Raw genomic sequence first — 17,821 nt, 5'->3', positions numbered from 1 at the left:
GGATCGGCGGGGGAGTGGCGCACCCTTCCCGGCTCTCGGAGGAGCACGTCCCGCCCGGCGCCATCGCCGGATCGTCCGGGCCGAAGCGACCGAGGTGGGGAGCCGCGCGGTCAGCGCAGCACGTACAGGTCCGCGGGCGGGTCCAGCGCGATGAAGGAGCGCACCTGGCACCGGTAGTCCTGCCAGGCCCCCGACTGTTCGCCGTTGCGGCCGATCAGGTGACAGAGGGTGATGATGTGCGTTCCCTGGTACCGCCACGTCGCCTCGGTGACCGCAGAGGGCGTCACCGTGGCGGCGCTCACGGGCGCGCCGCCCAAGAGGCAGGCGCCGGCCATCGCGGTCCCGGCCACGAACAACGAAAGGATTCTGCGCATCGGTCTCTCCGTCTCCTGTGTTCTCCACGCTGTGAGGTGAGAGCCAACCTGCCCGAGCCGATTCGCACGGGGGTCACAGGAACGCCCGGGGGAAGGGCGGTTCCGAGTTTCACTTGACATAATGTGCATTATCGGCGGTGGAGTGGTGAGGGCGGAGAGGGGCTGGAACGCCCGGTGCGCCGGGACTTTTCACGCGCATCCCGTTCTCCGTGCGTCCCAGGGCCCTCCGGGCATCGCACACGAGGACGCTCCCGGCGGCCGCGCGCCGAAGGTCTGAGGTGACGATCGGCGACCCCGAAGGGTGATCCCAGCGTGGGCGGCCACTCCGAGTCACCAGGATCCTTCGGGTGCCCGACGACGCGTGAAGGCCGGGTCGAGCCTCCCGCCGCCGGCCGCCGGAGCCCTCGCCCGTGAGGACGTTCGGACCCTCACGGGCGTCTCCCCTGTTCCAGGGGTTTTTTCCGGCCCCCGCCCCCGAAGGATCGACCCGGGTCCACCCCCACCTCCGCCCCCACCGGGCGTGGACCCGGAGTGCGCAGGACCCCTGCCCCGATCCATCGAGTTTTGATGCATAACATGCTTTATGCATCATTTGCGTGTCTTTGTGAAGTTTGATGCTTTTCGTCACTCGAACAGCCACTATGACCGTTCAGAGACGACCTGCCCTCACCCCCGGGACCCCCGCCTCAAAGAGATCCGATTCGGCTCGGCGTCTGGAGTTCGGCGATCCCCGGCGGTTACCGTGGCCCTTGATCGACGCGCCCCTCCCCCACCCCGGTGGTGAACGCCGATCCCGGAGTCCCCCGTTGACACGACCATACGGATCCATGTTCAGGGAGGAACAACGGCATGGGAATCGGGCAGGACGAAATCGACCTCATCGACGCCTACTGGCGCGCCGCGAACTATCTATCGGTCGGCCAGATCTACCTTCTGGACAACCCGCTCCTCCGCGAGGAACTGCGCCCCGACCAGATCAAACCCCGCCTCCTGGGCCACTGGGGCACCACCCCGGGCCTCAACTTCTGCTACGCCCACCTGAACCGGGTCATCAAGGCCCGCGACCTCGACATGATCTACATCATGGGCCCCGGGCACGGCGGCCCCGCCGCCGTCGCCAACGCCTGGCTGGAGGGCGGCTACGGCGAGATCTACCGCGACGTCAGCCGCGACGAGGAGGGCATGAGGCGGCTGTTCCGTCAGTTCTCCTTCCCCGGGGGGATCCCCAGCCACGTCGCCCCCGAGACCCCCGGCTCCATCCACGAGGGCGGCGAGCTCGGCTACTCCCTCTCCCATGCCTTCGGGGCCGCCTTCGACAACCCCGACCTGGTGGTCGCCTGCATCATCGGCGACGGCGAGGCCGAGACCGGGGCGTTGGCGGGAAGCTGGGACGGCAACAAGTTCCTGGACCCCGAACACGACGGCGCGGTCCTGCCGATCCTGCACCTGAACGGCTACAAGATCTCCAACCCGACGATCATGGCCCGCATCCCCGAGGAGCAGCTCCTCAAGCGGTTCGAGGGCCACGGCTACCACCCGATCATGGTCAGCGGTGACGACCCCGTGTACATGCACGGTCGGATGGCCGAGGCCCTGGACGAGGCGTTGGACCGGATCTCCGACATCCAGCGGTCGGCGCGCGCCTCCGGGACGGGCCCCCGGCCCACGTGGCCGATGATCATCCTGCGCTCCCCCAAGGGGTGGACCGGCCCCAAGGAGGTGGACGGCGTCCGGATCGAGGGCACCTGGCGGTCCCACCAGGTGCCCTTGTCGCAGGTGCGCACCAACGACGAGCATCGGCGGATGCTGAAGGAGTGGATGCTCTCGTACCGTCCCGAGGAGCTGTTCGACGAGAACGGCGAGCCCGTGGCGGAGCTGCGCGATCTGCCGCCGGTGGGTCCGCGTCGGATGAGCGCCAACCCGCACGCCAACGGTGGTCTGCTGCTCCGGGACCTGCGGCTGCCGGACTTCCGGCGGTACGGGGTGGAGTTCGAGGGGCACGGTGTCCACACCAGCGAGGCGACCCGGGTGCTGGGTCACTTCCTGCGCGACGTCATCCGCCACAACCCCGACAACTTCCGGTTGGTGGGTCCCGACGAGACGGCGTCGAACCGGCTCGCGGCGGTGTACGAGGTCACCGACAAGGTCTGGGACGCGCAGATCCTGCCGGTGGACGAACACCTGGCCCGGCGGGGGCGGGTGATGGAGGTGCTCAGTGAGCATCTGTGCCAGGGCTGGCTGGAGGGGTACCTGCTGACCGGGCGGCACGGGCTGTTCAGTTGCTACGAGGCGTTCGTGCACATCGTGGACTCGATGTTCAATCAGCACGCGAAGTGGCTGAAGGTCACGCGGGGGTTGGCGTGGCGGCGGCCGATCGCCTCGTTCAACTATCTGTTGACCTCGCACGTGTGGCGCCAGGACCACAACGGTTTCACGCACCAGGACCCGGGGTTCCTGGACGTGGTGCTGAACAAGCCGTCGGAGGTGGTGCGGGTGTACCTGCCGCCGGACGCGAACACGTTGTTGTCGGTGGCCGACCACTGCCTGCGGTCCAAGGACTACGTCAACGTGGTGGTGGCCGGGAAGCAGCCGGCGCTGGACTACCTGTCGGTGGAGGAGGCCATCTGGCACTGCACGCGCGGGATCGGGATCTGGGAGTGGGCCAGTACCGATGGGGGCGGTGAGCCCGACGTGGTGCTGGCGTGCGCCGGTGACGTGCCGACGTTGGAGACGTTGGCGGCCGCCGCTCTGCTGCGGCGGTTGTTCCCGGAGTTGCGGGTGCGGGTGGTCAACGTGGTGGATCTGATGCGGTTGCAGCCGGAGAGCGAGCATCCGCACGGGCTACCGGACGCGGAGTACGAGGCGCTGTTCACCTCGGACAAGCCGGTGATCTTCGCGTTCCACGGGTATCCGTGGTTGGTCCACCGGTTGGCGTACCGGCGACGCAACCATCCGCAGCTGCACGTGCGGGGGTACAAGGAGGAGGGCACCACCACGACGCCGTTCGACATGGTGATGCTCAACGATCTGGACCGGTTCCATCTGGTGATCGATGTGATCGACCGGGTGCCGGGGCTGGCGGAGAAGGCGGCGCACATCCGGCAGCGGATGGTGGACGAGCGGTTGCGGCATCGGGCCTACACCAGGGAGCACGGTGAGGACCCGGCGGATATCAGGGATTGGGTGTGGCCGTACTGATGCGGGTCCTGGTGGTCAACGCGGGGTCGTCGACGTTGAAGTCGAGCATGGTGGACGGCGACGACACGGTGCTGGGGTCGGAGACGATCGAGCTGGTGGGGGGTGCCTGGGATCCGGTGGCGGTGCGGGGTTTCCTGGACCGGTTCCCCTCCCCCGACGCGGTGGGCCACCGGGTGGTGCACGGCGGGCGGGAGTTCGTGTCCCCCGTGCTGTTGGATCCGACCGTCGTGGGGCGGTTGGAGGAGTTGACGCCGTTGGCGCCGCTGCACCAGCCCAAGGCGCTGTCGGGGATCGCGGCGATCTCGGAGGCGTTGCCGGGGGTGCCGCAGGTGGCGTGTTTCGATACCGCGTTCCACGCGTCGTTGCCGGCGGAGGCGTTCACGTACGCGGTGCCGGTGGAGTGGCGGGAGCGGTTCGGGGTGCGGCGGTACGGGTTCCACGGGTTGTCGCACGCGTACGTGTCGGGGGTGGCGGCGGAACGGACCGGTGGGCGGCGGATCGTGACGGCGCATCTGGGTGCGGGCGCGTCGCTGGCGGCGGTCCTGGAGGGGCGGTGTGTGGACACCACGATGGGGTTCACGCCGTTGGAGGGGTTGGTGATGGCGACGCGTTCGGGGAGCGTGGACCCGGGGATGGTGCTGTGGTTGCAGCGTCAGGGCGGGTTGGACGCGGACGAGGTCGCGGAGGGGCTGGAACGCGGTGGCGGTCTGACGGGGTTGGCGGGGACGGCGGACATGCGGGAGGTGATGGCGGGGGTCTCCCGGGGTGAGGAGGCGGCGGTGCTGGCGTTGGGGGTGTACGTGCACCGTTTGCGGGCGTCGGTGGCGGCGATGGCGGCGGCGATGGGCGGGTTGGACGTGTTGGTGTTCACGGCGGGTGTGGGTGAGCGGTCGGCGCCGGTGCGGTGGGCGGTGGCGGAGGGGCTGGGTTTCCTGGGGGTGGCGGTGGACCGGGTGGCCAACGAGGGGGTGGACGGGGAGGCGGACGTCACGGGTGCGGGGGCCTCGGTGCGGACGTTGGTGGTTCCCACGCGTGAGGACGTGCAGATCGCGCGGGGCGCTCGGGAGGTGATGGGGGGCTGAGGGGCCTCTCCCCCCTGTTCGGGAGGCGGGCGCGGGCCGTGGGGTCCGCGCCCGTTCGTGTGCGCGGGGTCAGGTGGGGAGGCCGGGGAGACCGTCGATGCTGGTGGCGTTGCGGGTGCGGTGGTAGTCGGTGAAGTAGGCGGGGTCGCGGCGTTCGTGGTGGCGGTCGAGGAGGTCGCGGTCGGCGCGCAGGTCCATGAGGGGCACGGAGAAGCCGCAGGAGTCGGAGACGCGGTGGACGTCGACGACGATGATGGCGCGTTGGCCGAGGGTGCGTTGTTTGGTGAATCGGGGGCGCAGTGCGGTGAATTCGGGGTCGGTGGGCAGGAGGGTGCGGCCGGTGCCGTGGAGACGGACGATGGTGGGCGGTCCGGTGAAGGCGCAGAACATCAGGACGATGCGACCGTTCTCGCTCAGGTGGGCGATGGTCTCGGTGCCGGATCCGGTGTAGTCGAGGTAGGCGACGCGGTGTTCGTCGAGGACGGTGAAGGTCCCGGCCATGCCCTTGGGTGAGACGTTGACGTGGCCGTGGGGGTCCAGGGGTGCGGTGCCGACGAAGAAGACGGGTTGGTCGAGCAGGAGGCGGGCCATGCGGTCGTCGATGGCGTCGTGGATCTTTCCCATGAGGGGGATTCTGGCACCCCGGGGTCCGTCGGCGCGTGGTGGGTGTCGTGGGCTTGTCCGTCGCGTCGGGGGAACGGGTGTTCCCCCGTGCGGTCCCGTCGGGGGCTCGACGCGCTCGGATCGGGGATGCTGGGGGCATGAGCGGTGAACAGCGTCTGATGGCGGCGGTGGAGGAGTATCTGGTGGCTCGGCGGGCGGCCAAGCCGTCGGAGCACACGGTGGCGGCCTATCGGCGTGATCTGTCGGGGGTGTTGGGGTGTGCGGCCCGGGTGCGGGGGGTGGGGCCGGAGGAGCTGGGGTGGGCGGAGTTGGACGTGGCGACGTTGCGGGGGGCGTTCGCGGAGTTCGCGTCGACGCGGGCGGCGTCGAGCGTGCTGCGGGCGTGGTCGACGTGGAACGGGTTCTTCGGGTTCTGGGTGTCGGAGCGGGTGATCTCCGGTAATCCGATGTCGGCGGTGCCGCGGCCGAGGGTGCGGCCGTCGGGTCCCAAGCCGTTGATGGGCGAGGACACGCCGGAGCGGTTGTTGGAGGCGTTGGCCCGGGGGGCGCGCAAGGCGCGGGATCCGTGGCCGGAGCGGGATCTGGCGGTGTTGGCGTTGGCGTTGTTGACGGGGATGCGGTCCGCGGAGATGTTGGCGTTGCGGGTGGATTCGGTGTCGGGGCGGGTGGGCGAGCGTCGGGTGCGGGTGGTCGGCAAGGGGGGCGGTGAGCGGGTGTTGCCGATCGAGCGGCCGTTGGAGGTGCTGCTGGAGGTGTACCTGGCGACGCGGCGGGAGCGGTTCGGTCCGGTGGGCGGTGGGGATCCGTTGTTGGTGGACAACCGGGGTGAGGGGTTGCGTCGGGGTGGGTTGCAGTACCTGGTGAAGCAGTGTTATCGGCATGCGGGGGTGAACGATCGGGTGGCGCGGGGGACGTTGGTGCACGCGTTGCGGCATACGTTCGCGACGCGGTTGGCGGAGGACGGGGCGTCGGTCACGGAGATCATGCATCTGTTGGGGCATGCGTCGGTGGCGTCGTCGCAGGCCTATATCGAGGTGACGGCGCGGGCGCAGCGGGAGGCGGCCTCGTCGAACCGGACCTATGGGGTGGTGCGCAGGTTGGTGGCGCAGGGCGAGCGGGAGTGAGGGGGTGTCGTTCGACCTGGGCCGGTGTCCGCTCGGGGACGAGGGTTCCGGCCGTCGCGGGTCGGTCGGTCCCGGATCGTCGCCCGGCCCGAAGGCCTTGGTGTCCTCCCGGAGCGGGGGTGACTAGTCTGTGTGGGTGCAGACGACGATGACGATCTCGACGGTCAATGTGAACGGGTTGCGGGCGGCGGCGAAGAAGGAGCCGGGGTTCTCGGACTGGTTGGCGGCCTCTTCGGCCGATGTGGTGTGCCTTCAGGAGGTGCGGGCGGAGGCGTCGCAGTTGCCGTCGGAGGTGGTCGATCCGGACGGGTGGCATGTGGTGTTGGCGCCGGCCGAGGCCAAGGGGCGGGCCGGGGTCGCGGTGTATTCGCGGGTGGAGCCCGACGCGGTGCGGGTGGGGTTCGGCGAGGCGGAGTTCGAGGGGGCGGGCCGGTACCTGGAGGCGGATTTCGGTCGGGTGTCGGTGGCGAGCCTGTACCTGCCCTCGGGTGAGGTGGGGACCGAGCGCCAGGACGAGAAGGAGCGCTTCATGAAGGCGTTCCTGCCCCATCTGGTGAGGCGGCGTGCGGAGGTGGAGGCGCAGGGTCGGGATCTGGTGGTGTGCGGGGATTGGAACATCGCGCACCGGGAGGCGGATCTGAAGAACTGGCGGGGGAATGTGAAGAACTCGGGGTTCCTGCCCGAGGAGCGGGCATGGATGGACCGGGTGTTCGGTGAGGCGGGGTACGTGGACGTGGTGCGGGGGTTGTTCCCGGATCAGGAGGGTCCGTACTCGTGGTGGTCCTACCGCGGTCGTGCGTTCGACAACGACACGGGGTGGCGTATCGACCTGGTGTGCGCGACACCGGGGATCGCGAACCGCGCGGTCGAAGCACATGTCGAACGCGCGGCGTCGCACGCGGAACGGTGGTCCGATCACGCGCCCGTCACGGTCGTTTTCGGCGTGTAGGGCGTCTCGGCCCGATCCGGTACGTACCAGCGCCCCCGCGCCCGTACAGGGATGGGGGCGCGTGGGGCCGGTGCCGTGGCTCGTTGATGTCCGGGGCGAGCCATGTGTTCACAGCTCGTCCGGGTCCGTCCCCTCCGGCTCCACCACCGCGGGGGCGGTGTGCACACCTGCGGTGAGCGTCGACCGCTTACCGTCCGGGCCTTTGCGTCGCTCCGTTCCTCCGCCCGCGCGTCCCTTGGCCACGACTGCTCGGGCTCCGGCTTCACGGAGCAGCTGACGGCGTTCGGCCACGTCGTGGCGCTCCCAGAACATCGCGTACGTCTCGCCGGTTTCCACGATCCCGGTCCGGGCTTCGGTGCGGGGTGTTGTTTCGAGGGTTTCGGTGCGGCGCTCCAGCGCCCGGGTCTCCTCTTGCCGGATCTTTCGGCCGGTGCGCGAGCGGCGGGCCTCCTTGTCGACGTAGAGCGCGCGATTCGTTCTCGACCCCGCGGAGTTCGTGTGCGGGGTCGTAACCCTTGTGCGTGTATTACGTGGGCGGTCCGAAGTCGGGCTCGTCGTGTGGAGCGGGTATCCCGTATCGTGCGGGGCATTGGTCCGATGATGCGCCGGTGACGGTGCGCTACCAGGTGTGGGGGGTGGGGTGCGTGGGCGTTCCGGTGGGTGTTCCGATCGTGTTGGTGCACGGGTTGCGGGTCTCGGGGAGCATGTGGCGTCCCCAGGTGGATCTGTTGGTGGAGCAGGGGCGTCGGGTGGTGGCGCCGGATCTTCCGGGTCACGGGGCGCGGCGGGGTGAGGAGTTCTCGCTGGGGCGTGCCGTGGACACGGTGTTGGAGGCGATCGACTCCGTGGGGGGTCGGGCGTTGGTGGTGGGGTTGAGTCTGGGCGGTTTCGTGTCGATCGCGACGGCGGCGGCGGCTCCGGCGAAGGTGGCGGGGTTGGTGGCGGCCAGTTGCACGGCCAAGCCGGCCCAGTCGCTGGCGCAGGTGTACCGGATTCCGGCGGTGTTGATGGATCGGTTGCCGGACAAGGGGGCCACGCTCAATGAGCGGTTCCACCGGCTGACGTTGCGCGATACCGCGGCGGACGCGGTGTTGGACGGCGGGTTGGCGGTGGAGGCGGCCACGGCGGTGATCGACGCGGTGGCGGAGATGGACCCGTTGCCGGCGTTGGCGTCGTATCCGGGCCCGGTGTGGTTGATCAACGGGGCGCGGGATCATTTCCGGATCCATGAGCGGCAGTTCTTCGAGGCCTGCGTGGAGGGCCGGTTGTTGAACGTGCCGCGTGCGGGTCACATGGTGAGCCTGGACCAGCCGGTGGACTTCACCCGGATCGTGTCCGATGCCGCGGATGTGGTGTGGGTGCGCGAGTTGGGGATGCGGGAGCAGGGGTCGATGGAGGTCGACGGGGCCTGATCCGTGCCGGTGTTCCGTATGAGGGGGTGGCCGTGGGCCGCCCCCTTTTTTCGTGCCCTCAGGCGGTGGCGTGGGCGCGGGGTCGGGTGGGTGAGGGCGGTGCGGGTCGGGCGGGCAGGTGGAAGAAGATCGCGGGGTCGGTGCGGGTGGTGGTGAGGGGGGTGTTCAGCGTCAGCTCGGTTTTGAGGTCGGTGAGGGCCTGGTGGGTGTGGGGCGCGCGGGCGGCGGAGGCGGTGAAGTATCCGGTGGTGTTGTTGGCGAGCCAGGACAGGACGAGGGCGCCTTCGGTGAAGGGCGCGGTGCGGGGGTGGCGGAAGACGCCGTGGACGGCGATGGGGGTGTGGGGGCGGAGGGTGGGCAGCAGGTGGTGCAGGTACCAGCGGGCGAACCAGCCGCCGTGGGCGGTGTCGAGGGTGAGCAGGCCGGTGTGCGGGGGCAGGTGGGTGAGTTTGGCGCGGACGTCGCCTTTGGTGTGCTTCCACCGGTCGGGGTCCATGCCGGGCGGGAGGTGGTGGGGGTGGGGGTCGTGGGTGTCGAAGGTGTGGAGTCGGCCGGTGCCGTTGTCGCGGAGGGCGGCGAGGGTCCAGGCGGTGGCGGTGCTGTGGGTGGTGCCGATGCGCACGACGTGGTCGGGGGTGTGGTGGCGGATGAGGAGGTAGGTGATCTCGGCTTCGATGTCGTCGAGGGTCGGCGCGGGGGCGGGGGCGGGCAGGGCGCGGATGTGGTCGCGGGCGCGGGCGAGGTCGTCGCGGTGGGTGCGGTAGAGGGCGCTGATGTGATCCAGGTCGATGGTCGGCACGTGCGGCTCCCGGGTGGGTGTGTCGGGGGTGTGAGTGCCGAACGTAGCAGTGGTTTCACCTGTTGTTGGGCCGGTTGTGGGCGTGTCGTGTCGGTGGTCGGGTGATCGGGGTGGGTTCGTCGTGGTTCGTCCCCTCCCCCGGGGTGGGTCAGCGGCGGGCGCGGACGAGTCCGGCGTCGTAGGCGGCGATGACGGCCTGGGTGCGGTCGCGGACCCCGAGTTTGGTGAGGATGTTGGAGACGTGGGTCTTGACGGTCTCATTGCCCAGGTGCAGCCGGGTGGCGATCTCGGTGTTGGTGAGGCCTTGTGCGATGAGGGTGAGGGTCTGGGATTCGCGCGGGGTGAGGGTGGTGACGGCGCGGGCCGCGGGGGTGGGTGCGGGTGGCCGGGTGGCGGCGAGGTCGCGCAGGGCGGTGGGGAACAGGAGGGTGTCGCCGCGGTGGGCGATGCGGAGGGCGGCGAGGATGCCCTCGGGCGGGGTGCGTTTGAGGAGGAATCCGGTGGCGCCGGCGCGCAGGGCGTCCCAGACGTGGGCGTCGTTGTCGAAGGTGGTCAGGACCAGGACGCGGGGCGGGTGCGGGCGGGCGGTGAGGGTGCGGGTGGCCTGGATGCCGTCGAGGCGGGGCATGCGCACGTCCATGAGGATCAGGTCGGGGCGGGTGCGGGCGACCATGTCGGGGACGCCGGTGCCGTCCTCGGTCTGGCCGACGACGCCCATGTCGGGTTCGGCGTCGATGAGGGCGGCCAGTCCGGCGCGGATGAGGGCTTCGTCGTCGACCAGGGCGATCCGGATCATGGGGTTTCTGTGTCTTTCCAGGTCAGGGTGAGATCGAGGGTCCAGTGGGTGGGGTGGTCGGCGGGTGCGGGCGCGGCGGTGAGGGTGCCGCCGAGCAGGTGGGCGCGTTCTCGCATGCCGGTGATGCCGCGGCCGCCGGTGCGGCGTCGGCCGAGGGGGCGTCGGGATGGGAGGGGGTTGGTGGCGGTGAGGTGGAGGTGACCGGGGGTGATGGCCAGGGTGAGGGTGAGGAATCGGCCGGGGGCGTGGGTGAGGGCGTTGGTGATGGCCTGTTGGGCGATGCGGTAGGTCTCGCGGGAGAGGAGCGCGGGGACGGTGGTGGGGTCTCCCGTGGTGTCCAGGCGCAGGTCGGTGCCGGTGTGCCGGGTGGTGTCGGCGAGGTGGGGCAGGTGGGTGAGGTCGGGGGGCGGTGCGGTGGGGGCGGGGGTGTCCTCGCGCAGGATGCCCAGGGCGTGGTCGAGGTCGGCGGTGGCGGTGCGGGCCTGGTCGGCGATGTGGGTGAGGGCCTGTCGGGCGAAGTCGGGGTCGGTGTCGATGAGGCGGGCGGCGGTGGCGGCCTGGAGGGTGACGACGGACAGGGCGTGGCCGAGGGAGTCGTGGAGTTCGCGGGCCAGGCGGTTGCGCTCGGCGAGGGTGCGGGCGCGGGCCTGGGCGTCGGCGAGGAGTCGGGCGGGCGAGGGGCCCAGGAGGCGGGGGGCGAGGGCGGCCATGAGGTGGCCGGTCAGGGCGATGGCGGCGATGAGGGCGAGGAGGAGGGTCAGGCCGAGGAGGGGGCCCAGGAGGCGTTGGGCGCGGGTGAGGGTGTCGTGTCCCAGGATGGTGAGGGGTCCTTGGGAGACGGTGTAGGGGTCCACGGCCAGGGGCGCGATGGCCAGGAGCGCGGCTTCGGTGAGGACCGTCATGGTGGCCAGGCAGACGGCCATGCCGATCAGGCCGTGCAGCCAGGCCCAGAGGGTGGCGCGGGGGCCGGGCGCGGGGGGTGTGTCGGGCAGGTCGCCGAGGGGGCCGCGCAGGAGGGCGCGGGCGAGTTGGTGCTGGGCGGCGGCCACGCCGGGGATGCGGGCGGTGGCGGCGACGGCGGCCAGGGTGAGGGCCAGGCCGAGGATCCAGGCGGCCGGGCCGGGTTGGGCCAGGGTGGAGCCGCGTTGGGTGAGAAGGCCCGCCAGGACGAGACCGGCCATGGCGTAGGGGGTCAGGAGCGCGCCGCCGATGACCAGGTGGACCCAGCGCCGGTAGGTGTGGGCGCTGGTGAAGGGTCGGATCGCGAGGGCGATCGTCGGGATGAGGTGGCGCACAGGGTGATGGTGGCACAGCGGGGCGGCGGGGCGCCTCCCCCGTGGTGGGGATGGCGCGGGTCGGCGTGTCGGTGGGCGTCAGGGTGGGCGGTCGCCGATCACGCGGGCGAAGGTCGTTGTGCTCGCCCCGTCACATGTCCGGTGATGGGTCGATCGGGTGTTTTCCGTGGGGGCGGTGCTCTCACCGGTGGCCTGAGGCTCTTAATGTTGAACGGGTGACGAGAAGTACAACGCCGCCCAACCCCGCGGCGAACACCCCACGGTCCACCACCACCGGACTGGCCCACACCCTGCGGCGCCGACACATGGCGCTCATCGCGATCGGCGGATCGGTCGGGGCCGGCCTGTTCATCGGCTCCGGAACGGTCGTCCAGATGGCCGGACCCGCCGCCGTGTTCTCCTACGCCATCGCCGGCGCCCTGGTCTTCCTGACCCTGCGGGCCCTGGGCGAGATGGTCGTCTCCGTGCCGGCCGGTGGTTCCTTCTCCGACTACGCGCGCCTGGCCTTCGGCCCGCGCGCCGGTTTCACCATCGGCTGGGTCTACTGGTGGATGTACGCGGTCCTGGTGGCCGCCGAGTCCGTCGCCGGGGCCACCCTCCTCGCGGGATGGATCCCCGGGGTGCCGGCCTGGGTCCTGGCCCTGGCGGTCCTGCTGTCGATGACGGCGGCCAACCTGATCTCGGTACGCGTCTTCGCCGAGACCGAGTCCCTGTTCTCCATGATCAAGGTCGCCACCATCGTGGCGTTCCTGTTCATCGGGGGCGCCTGGGCGCTGGGGCTGTGGCGGGGCGCCGACGGCTCCTCCATCGCCAACCTCTGGGAGCACGGCGGAGTGGCGCCCCACGGGTGGACGGCCGTCCTGGCCGCCACCGTGGTGGTGCTGTTCGCCTTCGGCGGTGTGGAGATCATCACCGTCGCCGCCGGTGAGAGCGCCGAACCCGAACGCGGTGTGGCCTCGGCGGTCACCAACGTCCTGTGGCGGATCGGCCTGTTCTACGTGGCCTCCATCCTGGTCGTGGTGATGGTGGTGCCGTGGAACACGGTCGAACCGGGGGTGAGCCCCTTCGTGATGGTGATGGAGCACATCGGGGTGCCGGGTGCGGCCCTGATCATGGAGATCGTCGTGTTCATCGCCGTGCTGAGCGTGCTCAACGCCGCGATGTACACCTCCTCGCGGATGCTGTTCACCCTCACCCGCCAGGGCGACGCGCCGCACGTGCTGCGCGGGGCCAACCGTCGCGGTGTGCCGGTGCGGGCCATCTTGGCGGGCACCCTGGTCGGATACGTCGCCGCCGTGGCCGAGTACCTGTTCCCCGGGCGGGTGTTCCCGTTCCTGGTGGCCTCCATCGGCGCGATCCTGCTGGTGCTGTTCGTGACCATCTGCGCCTCCCAGTTGGTGGTGGGGCGCCGGGTGCGCGAGCGCGAGCCGCAGCGGCTGGGCTTCGCCATGTGGCTCTTCCCCTACCTGACCTGGGCGACGTTGGCCGGTCTGGTGATCATCGCCGCGGCGATGCTGATCATCCCCGACCAGCGTCCGGCGCTGCTGACGTCCTTGGGGGCGGTGGTGGTGGCGCTCGCCGTTTACGAGGTGCGCCGCCGGATCGGCACGCCGCCCACCGACCGGGTGCTGGTGGTGGGGGGCCGTCCCGACGCGGACGGGCTGCGCCGGGATCCGGCGGCCCCCTGACCGGGGCGAGGTCGTGAGCGCGGGCGCCGCTCCCCCACCGGGGGTCGGCGCCCGCGGCGTGTCGGGGGCCGTGGGCGGGGGCGGCGGGAGGCCCGGTCCGAGGCCGGGGAGGGATCCGGTGCGCCGGTCGCCCGCCGGTGGGGCGGAGGGGATCCGAGACCGCCCGAGTAATGGGGTTCCGCGTCTTTCGTGTGCTGAACTCGGGGTTTGTCGCTAAGGTTCTCCGCAACCCCTGAGAGGAGCACCCCCGTGCGACATTTCGTCGGCTTCCTGTCCGGTCTGATCCTCGGACCCGTCCTGGTGCTGGCCTGTGGTTGGGCCTTCTCCCACCTGCGCACCCTGCACGCATCCGAGCGCGGCGTACTGGAGGGCACCGGTCCCCTGGTGCTGGCCGGACTGGTGGGCGTGGGGGTGATCGTGGCGTTGATGGCCGTTCCCCCGCGGCTGACGCCGATGCTGCCGCTGTCGGTGGCGTTGGTCCTGGGCTCCCTGACCGCCGTGGCGCTGGTGCGCGTCCACCTGTTGGAGCGGCTGCCGCCGGTGCCCGGGTTCGAGGGCGCCATGGACCTGTTGCCGTTGGGCGTGTTCGTTCCGGTGGCGCTGGTGCTGGGGTCCACGGTGTTCGTGGGCGGGCGCTGGCGACGCCCCGAGGAGCACGAGGTCACCGAGGAGGAGTACTTCCAAGGCCTGCACGAGGAGGGCGGCGGTCCGCAGGAGGCGCAGACCCGCGCCGAGGCCCCGCACGTGCCCCGGCACCGGGCCTGAGGCCGTTCCGCGCGTGGACGCCTCGGGCCGGTGAACGGTCCGGACCGGGGTCTCAGCGCCAGGTGGGTCCCCACGCGGAGCTGTTGGAGACACCGGGCGGCAGGGGCGGCAGCCCGGTGCCGCCCGAGGACGGGTCACCCGTGCGCCGGGGTTCGGGCCGCGAGGGCTCGGGACGCGGGACGGGTTCCCCGATCAACGGCGTGGGGGCCGGGCCGGGCGGGGCCTGGGGTGGGGGTTCGGCGGCGCGGACCGGGTCGGGCTCGGGGGGCAGGAACCCGCGGATCCGTTCGGCCCCGTGGTCGTCCCCGGCCAGGATCGGCTCGGGGATGGGGGTGGCGTCGTCGGTGGGGTCGGGGATGGCGGGTTCGGCGGGGGCGACCCGCTTCCACCACAGGTCCGCCTCCTCCTCGGTCAGTTCCTCCTCGACCTCCAACCAGCCCCGCACCTGGGGGTGACGCCGTCGGGCGTTCCAGGAACGGGGGTAGGGCTGCTCGTCCAGGACCACGACGTGCTCGCCCCGCAGGGTGGGGATCTCGGCGGGCACGCCCTCGTTCCACACCCAGGTGCCGTCGTGGGCGACCAGGTTCCACCAGCCGCGCACGGTGCGGGCGGCCGGGTCGGGCTCGCCGTCGCGGAAGGCCCTGACCCAGCGCGGGTCGGGAGGTTCTCCGTCCAGACCCCGACCGGAGGCGCCGACGAGGGCGTCGGCGAGCAGGGTGTGGAGCTGGAAGTTGTCGCCGATGCCGTCGAACAGGACACGGAAGGCGCGGCCGGAGCGGCGGTCCAGGATCAGGGCGGAGCCGGCCTCGGCCATGCGCAGCAGGGCGCGGACCTGGTGCAGGTCGGGCAGGTGGTCGCCGAGCTGGTTGGTGACGGCGACGAGTTCGGCGTGCAGGGTGGGGTCGCTGCGTACGTGGGAGCGGACGCCGGGCCGGCTGAGCATGGTCTTGGCGGCCAGGCCGTGGCGGGCGACGGTCCACCAGCACATGGTGGCGCCGGGGGCGTCGGCGCCCAGGTCGCCTGCCACGCGGGCCTCGTCGTCGGCGGTGACGGAGTCGGGGTCGGGGGGGTGTCCGCCGCCGGTGCGCTGCCAGGCGCGGGCGAAGACGATGGCGCCGCGGCCGATGGCGCGCAGGCGGCGCAGGACCTCGGGGCCGCTGGGGCCGGGGTCGGTGCCCATCTCGACGAGGGCTCCGGCCACGACGCACAGGTCGGCGGTGATGCCGGGGGCGGCGTGGTCGCCGGTGAGCAGGGGGGCCAGTGCCTCCAGGGCGAGTTCGCGTTCGGAGACGGGGATCCGGGAGGCCAGGGCCAGGACCCGGTTGACGGCCGAGGGGAATTCACGGGGGTCGGCGGCGACCGAGGCGTCGATCAATCGTTGGAATGCGTCGCGGAATTCGTCGACCATGGCCGTCCCCTTTCTCACGCAACCAACCTAATGTGTCGTGAGGGAAGGATCGCACGTTACGTGCTGTTTTCAGTGTCTACTGGTGGGTTTGTTGACGATTCGAGATTCGCGACGCGCCCGCCTCCCGGGTGTCACAGCCCCAGCCGGGTCACCGCGTTGTCGTCCAAGGGGTCGGCGCTGCGGATGTAGTCGTGCACCGTGCGCGCGTTGGTCCACCGGCCCTGACGCATGATCTCACGGTCGGCGGCCCCGCCCAGGGCCGCCTGGGTGGCGAAACCGGCGCGCAGCGAGTGCCCCCCGAAGTCGTCGGGGTCCAGTCCGGCGCGCGCGGCGTAACGTTTGACCACGTCCCCCACCGCCTGCCCGGTCATCGCCCTGACACCCAGGGCGCCGTGGCGTGAGACCGACACCAGCAGGGGGCGGCCGGTGCCGTCGGCCAACGGCGCCAGGTCCGCGGCGGTCAGCGACCCGCACCGGTGGACCGGGGCGACGGGCGCGCCCGGGGTCTCCACGAGCAGGGCGCGCACCGCCTCGGCCCCGCCTCCCAGGTGGGCGGCGCGCACCTGGGCCCAGTCGGCCAGCGCGCACACCGGACACGTGTGGCGGTGCCGGCCCCGGGGCAGCGCCACGCTGTGGCCGCGCCGGCCCTCCTGGTCGGTCTTGGTGGCGCCCAGCTCCACCACCAGCGTGGTGGCCCCGCCGACGGGGTCGGTGCGCACGGTGATGTCGTCGAAGGTGACGCCGGCCAGCTCCGATCGGCGCAGCGCCCCGGCGAACCCGGTCAGCAGCAGCACCGTGTCGCGGCGGCGGGTGATCCCGCCGGGGTGCCCCTCGGGCGGGCGGTGGGACAGCAGGCTCTCCAGGGTGGCCAGTACCACCGGGTCCTTGCGGCGGGGGCGGGCCCGCCGGGTGCGGCGGATACCGCGCAGCGTCAGGCGCACCACCTCGGCGCGGGTGGGCGATTCCAGGCCGTGGGCGCCGTGCACGGCCGCGATGGCGGCGGCGCGGCGTTCGATGCTGGCCGGGGCCAACGCCCAGCGGCCGTCGGGGGTGCGGGCCTCGGCGCAGGCGGCCAGGTAGACGGCGACGTCGACCGGGTCCGCGGGCAGCGACGTGCGCTCCTCGGCCAGGCACCAGGCGATGAACGCGGTCCAGTCGGTGCGGTAGGCGCGCAGGGTGTTGGGCGATTGGGCGTTGGCCAGGAACCGGCCCAGGGCGCGGGCCTGGTCGTCGTCGAAACGGTCGCGGACCCGTTCCAGGGCGCGGGTGTCGATCAGGACGCTGTGGGTGCCCGCCTCCAGGCGGGTGCGCACGGCGGCCGGCAGGGCGGGGGCGCGGTCGGGGACCCGCACGGTCTCCTCCTCCACGGGCAGCGGCCTCAACCGAACAGGTGGGTGCGCAGCGCGTCCCACAACTCGGCCGGGGGCATCACCCAGAACAGGGGGACCGCCGAGACGATCAACGCGGCGGTGAACCCGATGGCGGCGATCTTGCGTTTGAGGACCGCGGCGGCGATGGCGGCGGCGGCCGGCACCACCAGGGCCAGCACCAGCAACCAGATCAGGGCGTTGCCGATGGAGTCCACGGCGTCCTGCGCCCCGGGGCCGGCGGGATCGACCGCGGCGGCGTCCAGGGTGGTGAACAGCAGGATCGCCAGCGCCAGCGGGGCGCCCAGCCCCCAGGCCAGGGCCAGGACCACCCACAGCGCGGTGACCCGCCGGTCGGGCGGGTCGTCGACGGCCACCGGGGTGCGCGAGACCTTGCGCTCCCCCGCCGCCGGGGCGGGGGGCACGGCGGTGTCGCGGGGCCGGTCCTCCTGGCGTTTGCGCTGCCTGCGCTTCTTGGGTGACACGCCCGGAGCCTATCCGCCCAGAGGGGTCAGATGGATCAGGGACACGAACACCAGGGGCCAGGCCAGCAGGACCAGGGACCACAGGGCGGCCTTGCGGTCGCCGGCGACGGTGGCCACGGCGGCGGCCAGCAGGGGGATGCCGACGAACGCGCCGAAGGCGAGGGTGAACCATTCGGCGGCGGAACCGGCGTGGGATTCGGCGTCGGTGCCCATGAGGTACCCGGCGGGACCCAGGACGAGGGCCATCAGGGCCAGGATGAGGACGACGACGCGGATTCCGGTGGGGTGGCGGGTGTTGCGGCCACCGCCGGAGGCGGAGGGACTGTCGGACACGGGGGCCGGGGTGCCTTTCGAGAACGGGTCGAGGGTGGGCCGTCGCGCACGCGCGGCGGACGGGCCCGAGTGCGCGCGGGCCGCCCGTGACAGGGGGCGTGCTCTGTAAAACGTACTCCACC

At 71.7% G+C, this 17,821-nt stretch carries 17 protein-coding genes; 7 read left to right on the top strand and 10 right to left on the bottom strand.

The features are described from left to right. Window positions 1–110 precede the first annotated feature (110 nt). Window positions 111–374: a hypothetical protein gene (locus tag PWG71_RS11600; RefSeq protein WP_274809687.1), complete on the bottom strand. Its 264-nt coding sequence runs from the start codon at window positions 372–374 to the stop codon at window positions 111–113. An 849-nt stretch (window positions 375–1,223) separates the two neighbouring features. Here PWG71_RS11600 and PWG71_RS11595 point away from each other — a divergent pair. Then, window positions 1,224–3,572: a phosphoketolase family protein gene (locus PWG71_RS11595; RefSeq protein ID WP_274809686.1), complete on the top strand. Its 2,349-nt coding sequence runs from the start codon at window positions 1,224–1,226 to the stop codon at window positions 3,570–3,572. Beyond that, window positions 3,572–4,654, top strand: coding sequence for an acetate/propionate family kinase (locus tag PWG71_RS11590; RefSeq protein WP_274809931.1), 1,083 nt, complete (start codon window positions 3,572–3,574; stop codon window positions 4,652–4,654). The genes PWG71_RS11595 and PWG71_RS11590 overlap by 1 nt, the downstream gene beginning before the upstream one ends. 69 nt (window positions 4,655–4,723) lie before the next feature. On the opposite strand, the gene PWG71_RS11585 is transcribed toward PWG71_RS11590, so the two are convergent. Beyond that, window positions 4,724–5,278, bottom strand: a complete 555-nt coding sequence (locus tag PWG71_RS11585; RefSeq protein ID WP_274809685.1) for a pyridoxamine 5'-phosphate oxidase family protein — start codon at window positions 5,276–5,278, stop codon at window positions 4,724–4,726. A 137-nt stretch (window positions 5,279–5,415) separates the two neighbouring features. Between PWG71_RS11585 and PWG71_RS11580 the strand changes: the two genes are divergently transcribed. Next, window positions 5,416–6,402, top strand: coding sequence for a tyrosine-type recombinase/integrase (locus tag PWG71_RS11580; RefSeq protein WP_274809684.1), 987 nt, complete (start codon window positions 5,416–5,418; stop codon window positions 6,400–6,402). 148 nt (window positions 6,403–6,550) lie between these two features. Continuing rightward, the gene (locus PWG71_RS11575; RefSeq protein WP_274809930.1) at window positions 6,551–7,351 is read left to right on the top strand and encodes an exodeoxyribonuclease III; all 801 of its coding nucleotides are present in this window, start codon (window positions 6,551–6,553) and stop codon (window positions 7,349–7,351) included. A gap of 108 nt (window positions 7,352–7,459) precedes the next feature. On the opposite strand, the gene PWG71_RS11570 is transcribed toward PWG71_RS11575, so the two are convergent. Then, the gene (locus tag PWG71_RS11570) at window positions 7,460–7,687 is read right to left on the bottom strand and encodes a hypothetical protein (protein WP_274809683.1); all 228 of its coding nucleotides are present in this window, start codon (window positions 7,685–7,687) and stop codon (window positions 7,460–7,462) included. A gap of 320 nt (window positions 7,688–8,007) precedes the next feature. Between PWG71_RS11570 and PWG71_RS11565 the strand changes: the two genes are divergently transcribed. Then, window positions 8,008–8,763 carry an alpha/beta fold hydrolase gene (locus PWG71_RS11565; RefSeq protein ID WP_274809929.1) on the top strand — a complete coding sequence of 252 codons (756 nt, stop codon included), beginning with the start codon at window positions 8,008–8,010 and terminating at the stop codon, window positions 8,761–8,763. A 58-nt stretch (window positions 8,764–8,821) separates the two neighbouring features. On the opposite strand, the gene PWG71_RS11560 is transcribed toward PWG71_RS11565, so the two are convergent. From PWG71_RS11560 to PWG71_RS11550, 3 genes are all read right to left on the bottom strand, one after another. After that, window positions 8,822–9,562, bottom strand: a complete 741-nt coding sequence (locus PWG71_RS11560) for a class I SAM-dependent methyltransferase (protein WP_274809682.1) — start codon at window positions 9,560–9,562, stop codon at window positions 8,822–8,824. A gap of 148 nt (window positions 9,563–9,710) precedes the next feature. After that, window positions 9,711–10,358: a response regulator gene (locus PWG71_RS11555; RefSeq protein ID WP_274809681.1), complete on the bottom strand. Its 648-nt coding sequence runs from the start codon at window positions 10,356–10,358 to the stop codon at window positions 9,711–9,713. Further along, window positions 10,355–11,653 (bottom strand): sensor histidine kinase, encoded by a 1,299-nt coding sequence (locus PWG71_RS11550; RefSeq protein WP_274809680.1) that lies wholly within the window; start codon window positions 11,651–11,653, stop codon window positions 10,355–10,357. Before PWG71_RS11550 ends, PWG71_RS11555 begins: the two co-directional genes overlap by 4 nt. Before the next feature lie 305 nt (window positions 11,654–11,958). Here PWG71_RS11550 and PWG71_RS11545 point away from each other — a divergent pair, with 305 nt between their 5' ends. Beyond that, a complete protein-coding gene (locus PWG71_RS11545; protein ID WP_274809928.1) occupies window positions 11,959–13,341 on the top strand; it encodes an amino acid permease in 1,383 nt (460 codons plus the stop codon). A 249-nt stretch (window positions 13,342–13,590) separates the two neighbouring features. Then, window positions 13,591–14,106: a hypothetical protein gene (locus PWG71_RS11540; RefSeq protein ID WP_274809679.1), complete on the top strand. Its 516-nt coding sequence runs from the start codon at window positions 13,591–13,593 to the stop codon at window positions 14,104–14,106. Between the two features lie 52 nt (window positions 14,107–14,158). Here PWG71_RS11540 and PWG71_RS11535 read toward each other — a convergent pair whose 3' ends face one another. The 4 genes from PWG71_RS11535 to PWG71_RS11520 all read right to left on the bottom strand — a co-directional run bounded on the left by PWG71_RS11535 (window position 14,159) and on the right by PWG71_RS11520 (window position 17,699). Further along, on the bottom strand, window positions 14,159–15,514 hold the full coding sequence (locus PWG71_RS11535) for a hypothetical protein (protein WP_274809678.1): 1,356 nt from the start codon (window positions 15,512–15,514) through the stop codon (window positions 14,159–14,161). A gap of 131 nt (window positions 15,515–15,645) precedes the next feature. Next, window positions 15,646–16,887 (bottom strand): site-specific integrase, encoded by a 1,242-nt coding sequence (locus PWG71_RS11530; RefSeq protein ID WP_274809927.1) that lies wholly within the window; start codon window positions 16,885–16,887, stop codon window positions 15,646–15,648. A 5-nt stretch (window positions 16,888–16,892) separates the two neighbouring features. Then, a complete protein-coding gene (locus PWG71_RS11525; protein ID WP_274809677.1) occupies window positions 16,893–17,366 on the bottom strand; it encodes a hypothetical protein in 474 nt (157 codons plus the stop codon). Window positions 17,367–17,375: 9 nt separating this feature from the next. Then, window positions 17,376–17,699 (bottom strand): hypothetical protein, encoded by a 324-nt coding sequence (locus PWG71_RS11520; RefSeq protein WP_274809676.1) that lies wholly within the window; start codon window positions 17,697–17,699, stop codon window positions 17,376–17,378. Between the last annotated feature and the right edge of the window lie 122 nt (window positions 17,700–17,821).

This window comes from Nocardiopsis sp. N85 (genome assembly GCF_028882275.1).
GTDB lineage: Bacteria > Actinomycetota > Actinomycetes > Streptosporangiales > Streptosporangiaceae > Nocardiopsis > Nocardiopsis lambiniae.
Note: the sequence above shows the minus strand (reverse complement) of the source record. Positions and strands in the feature narration are given on the sequence as shown.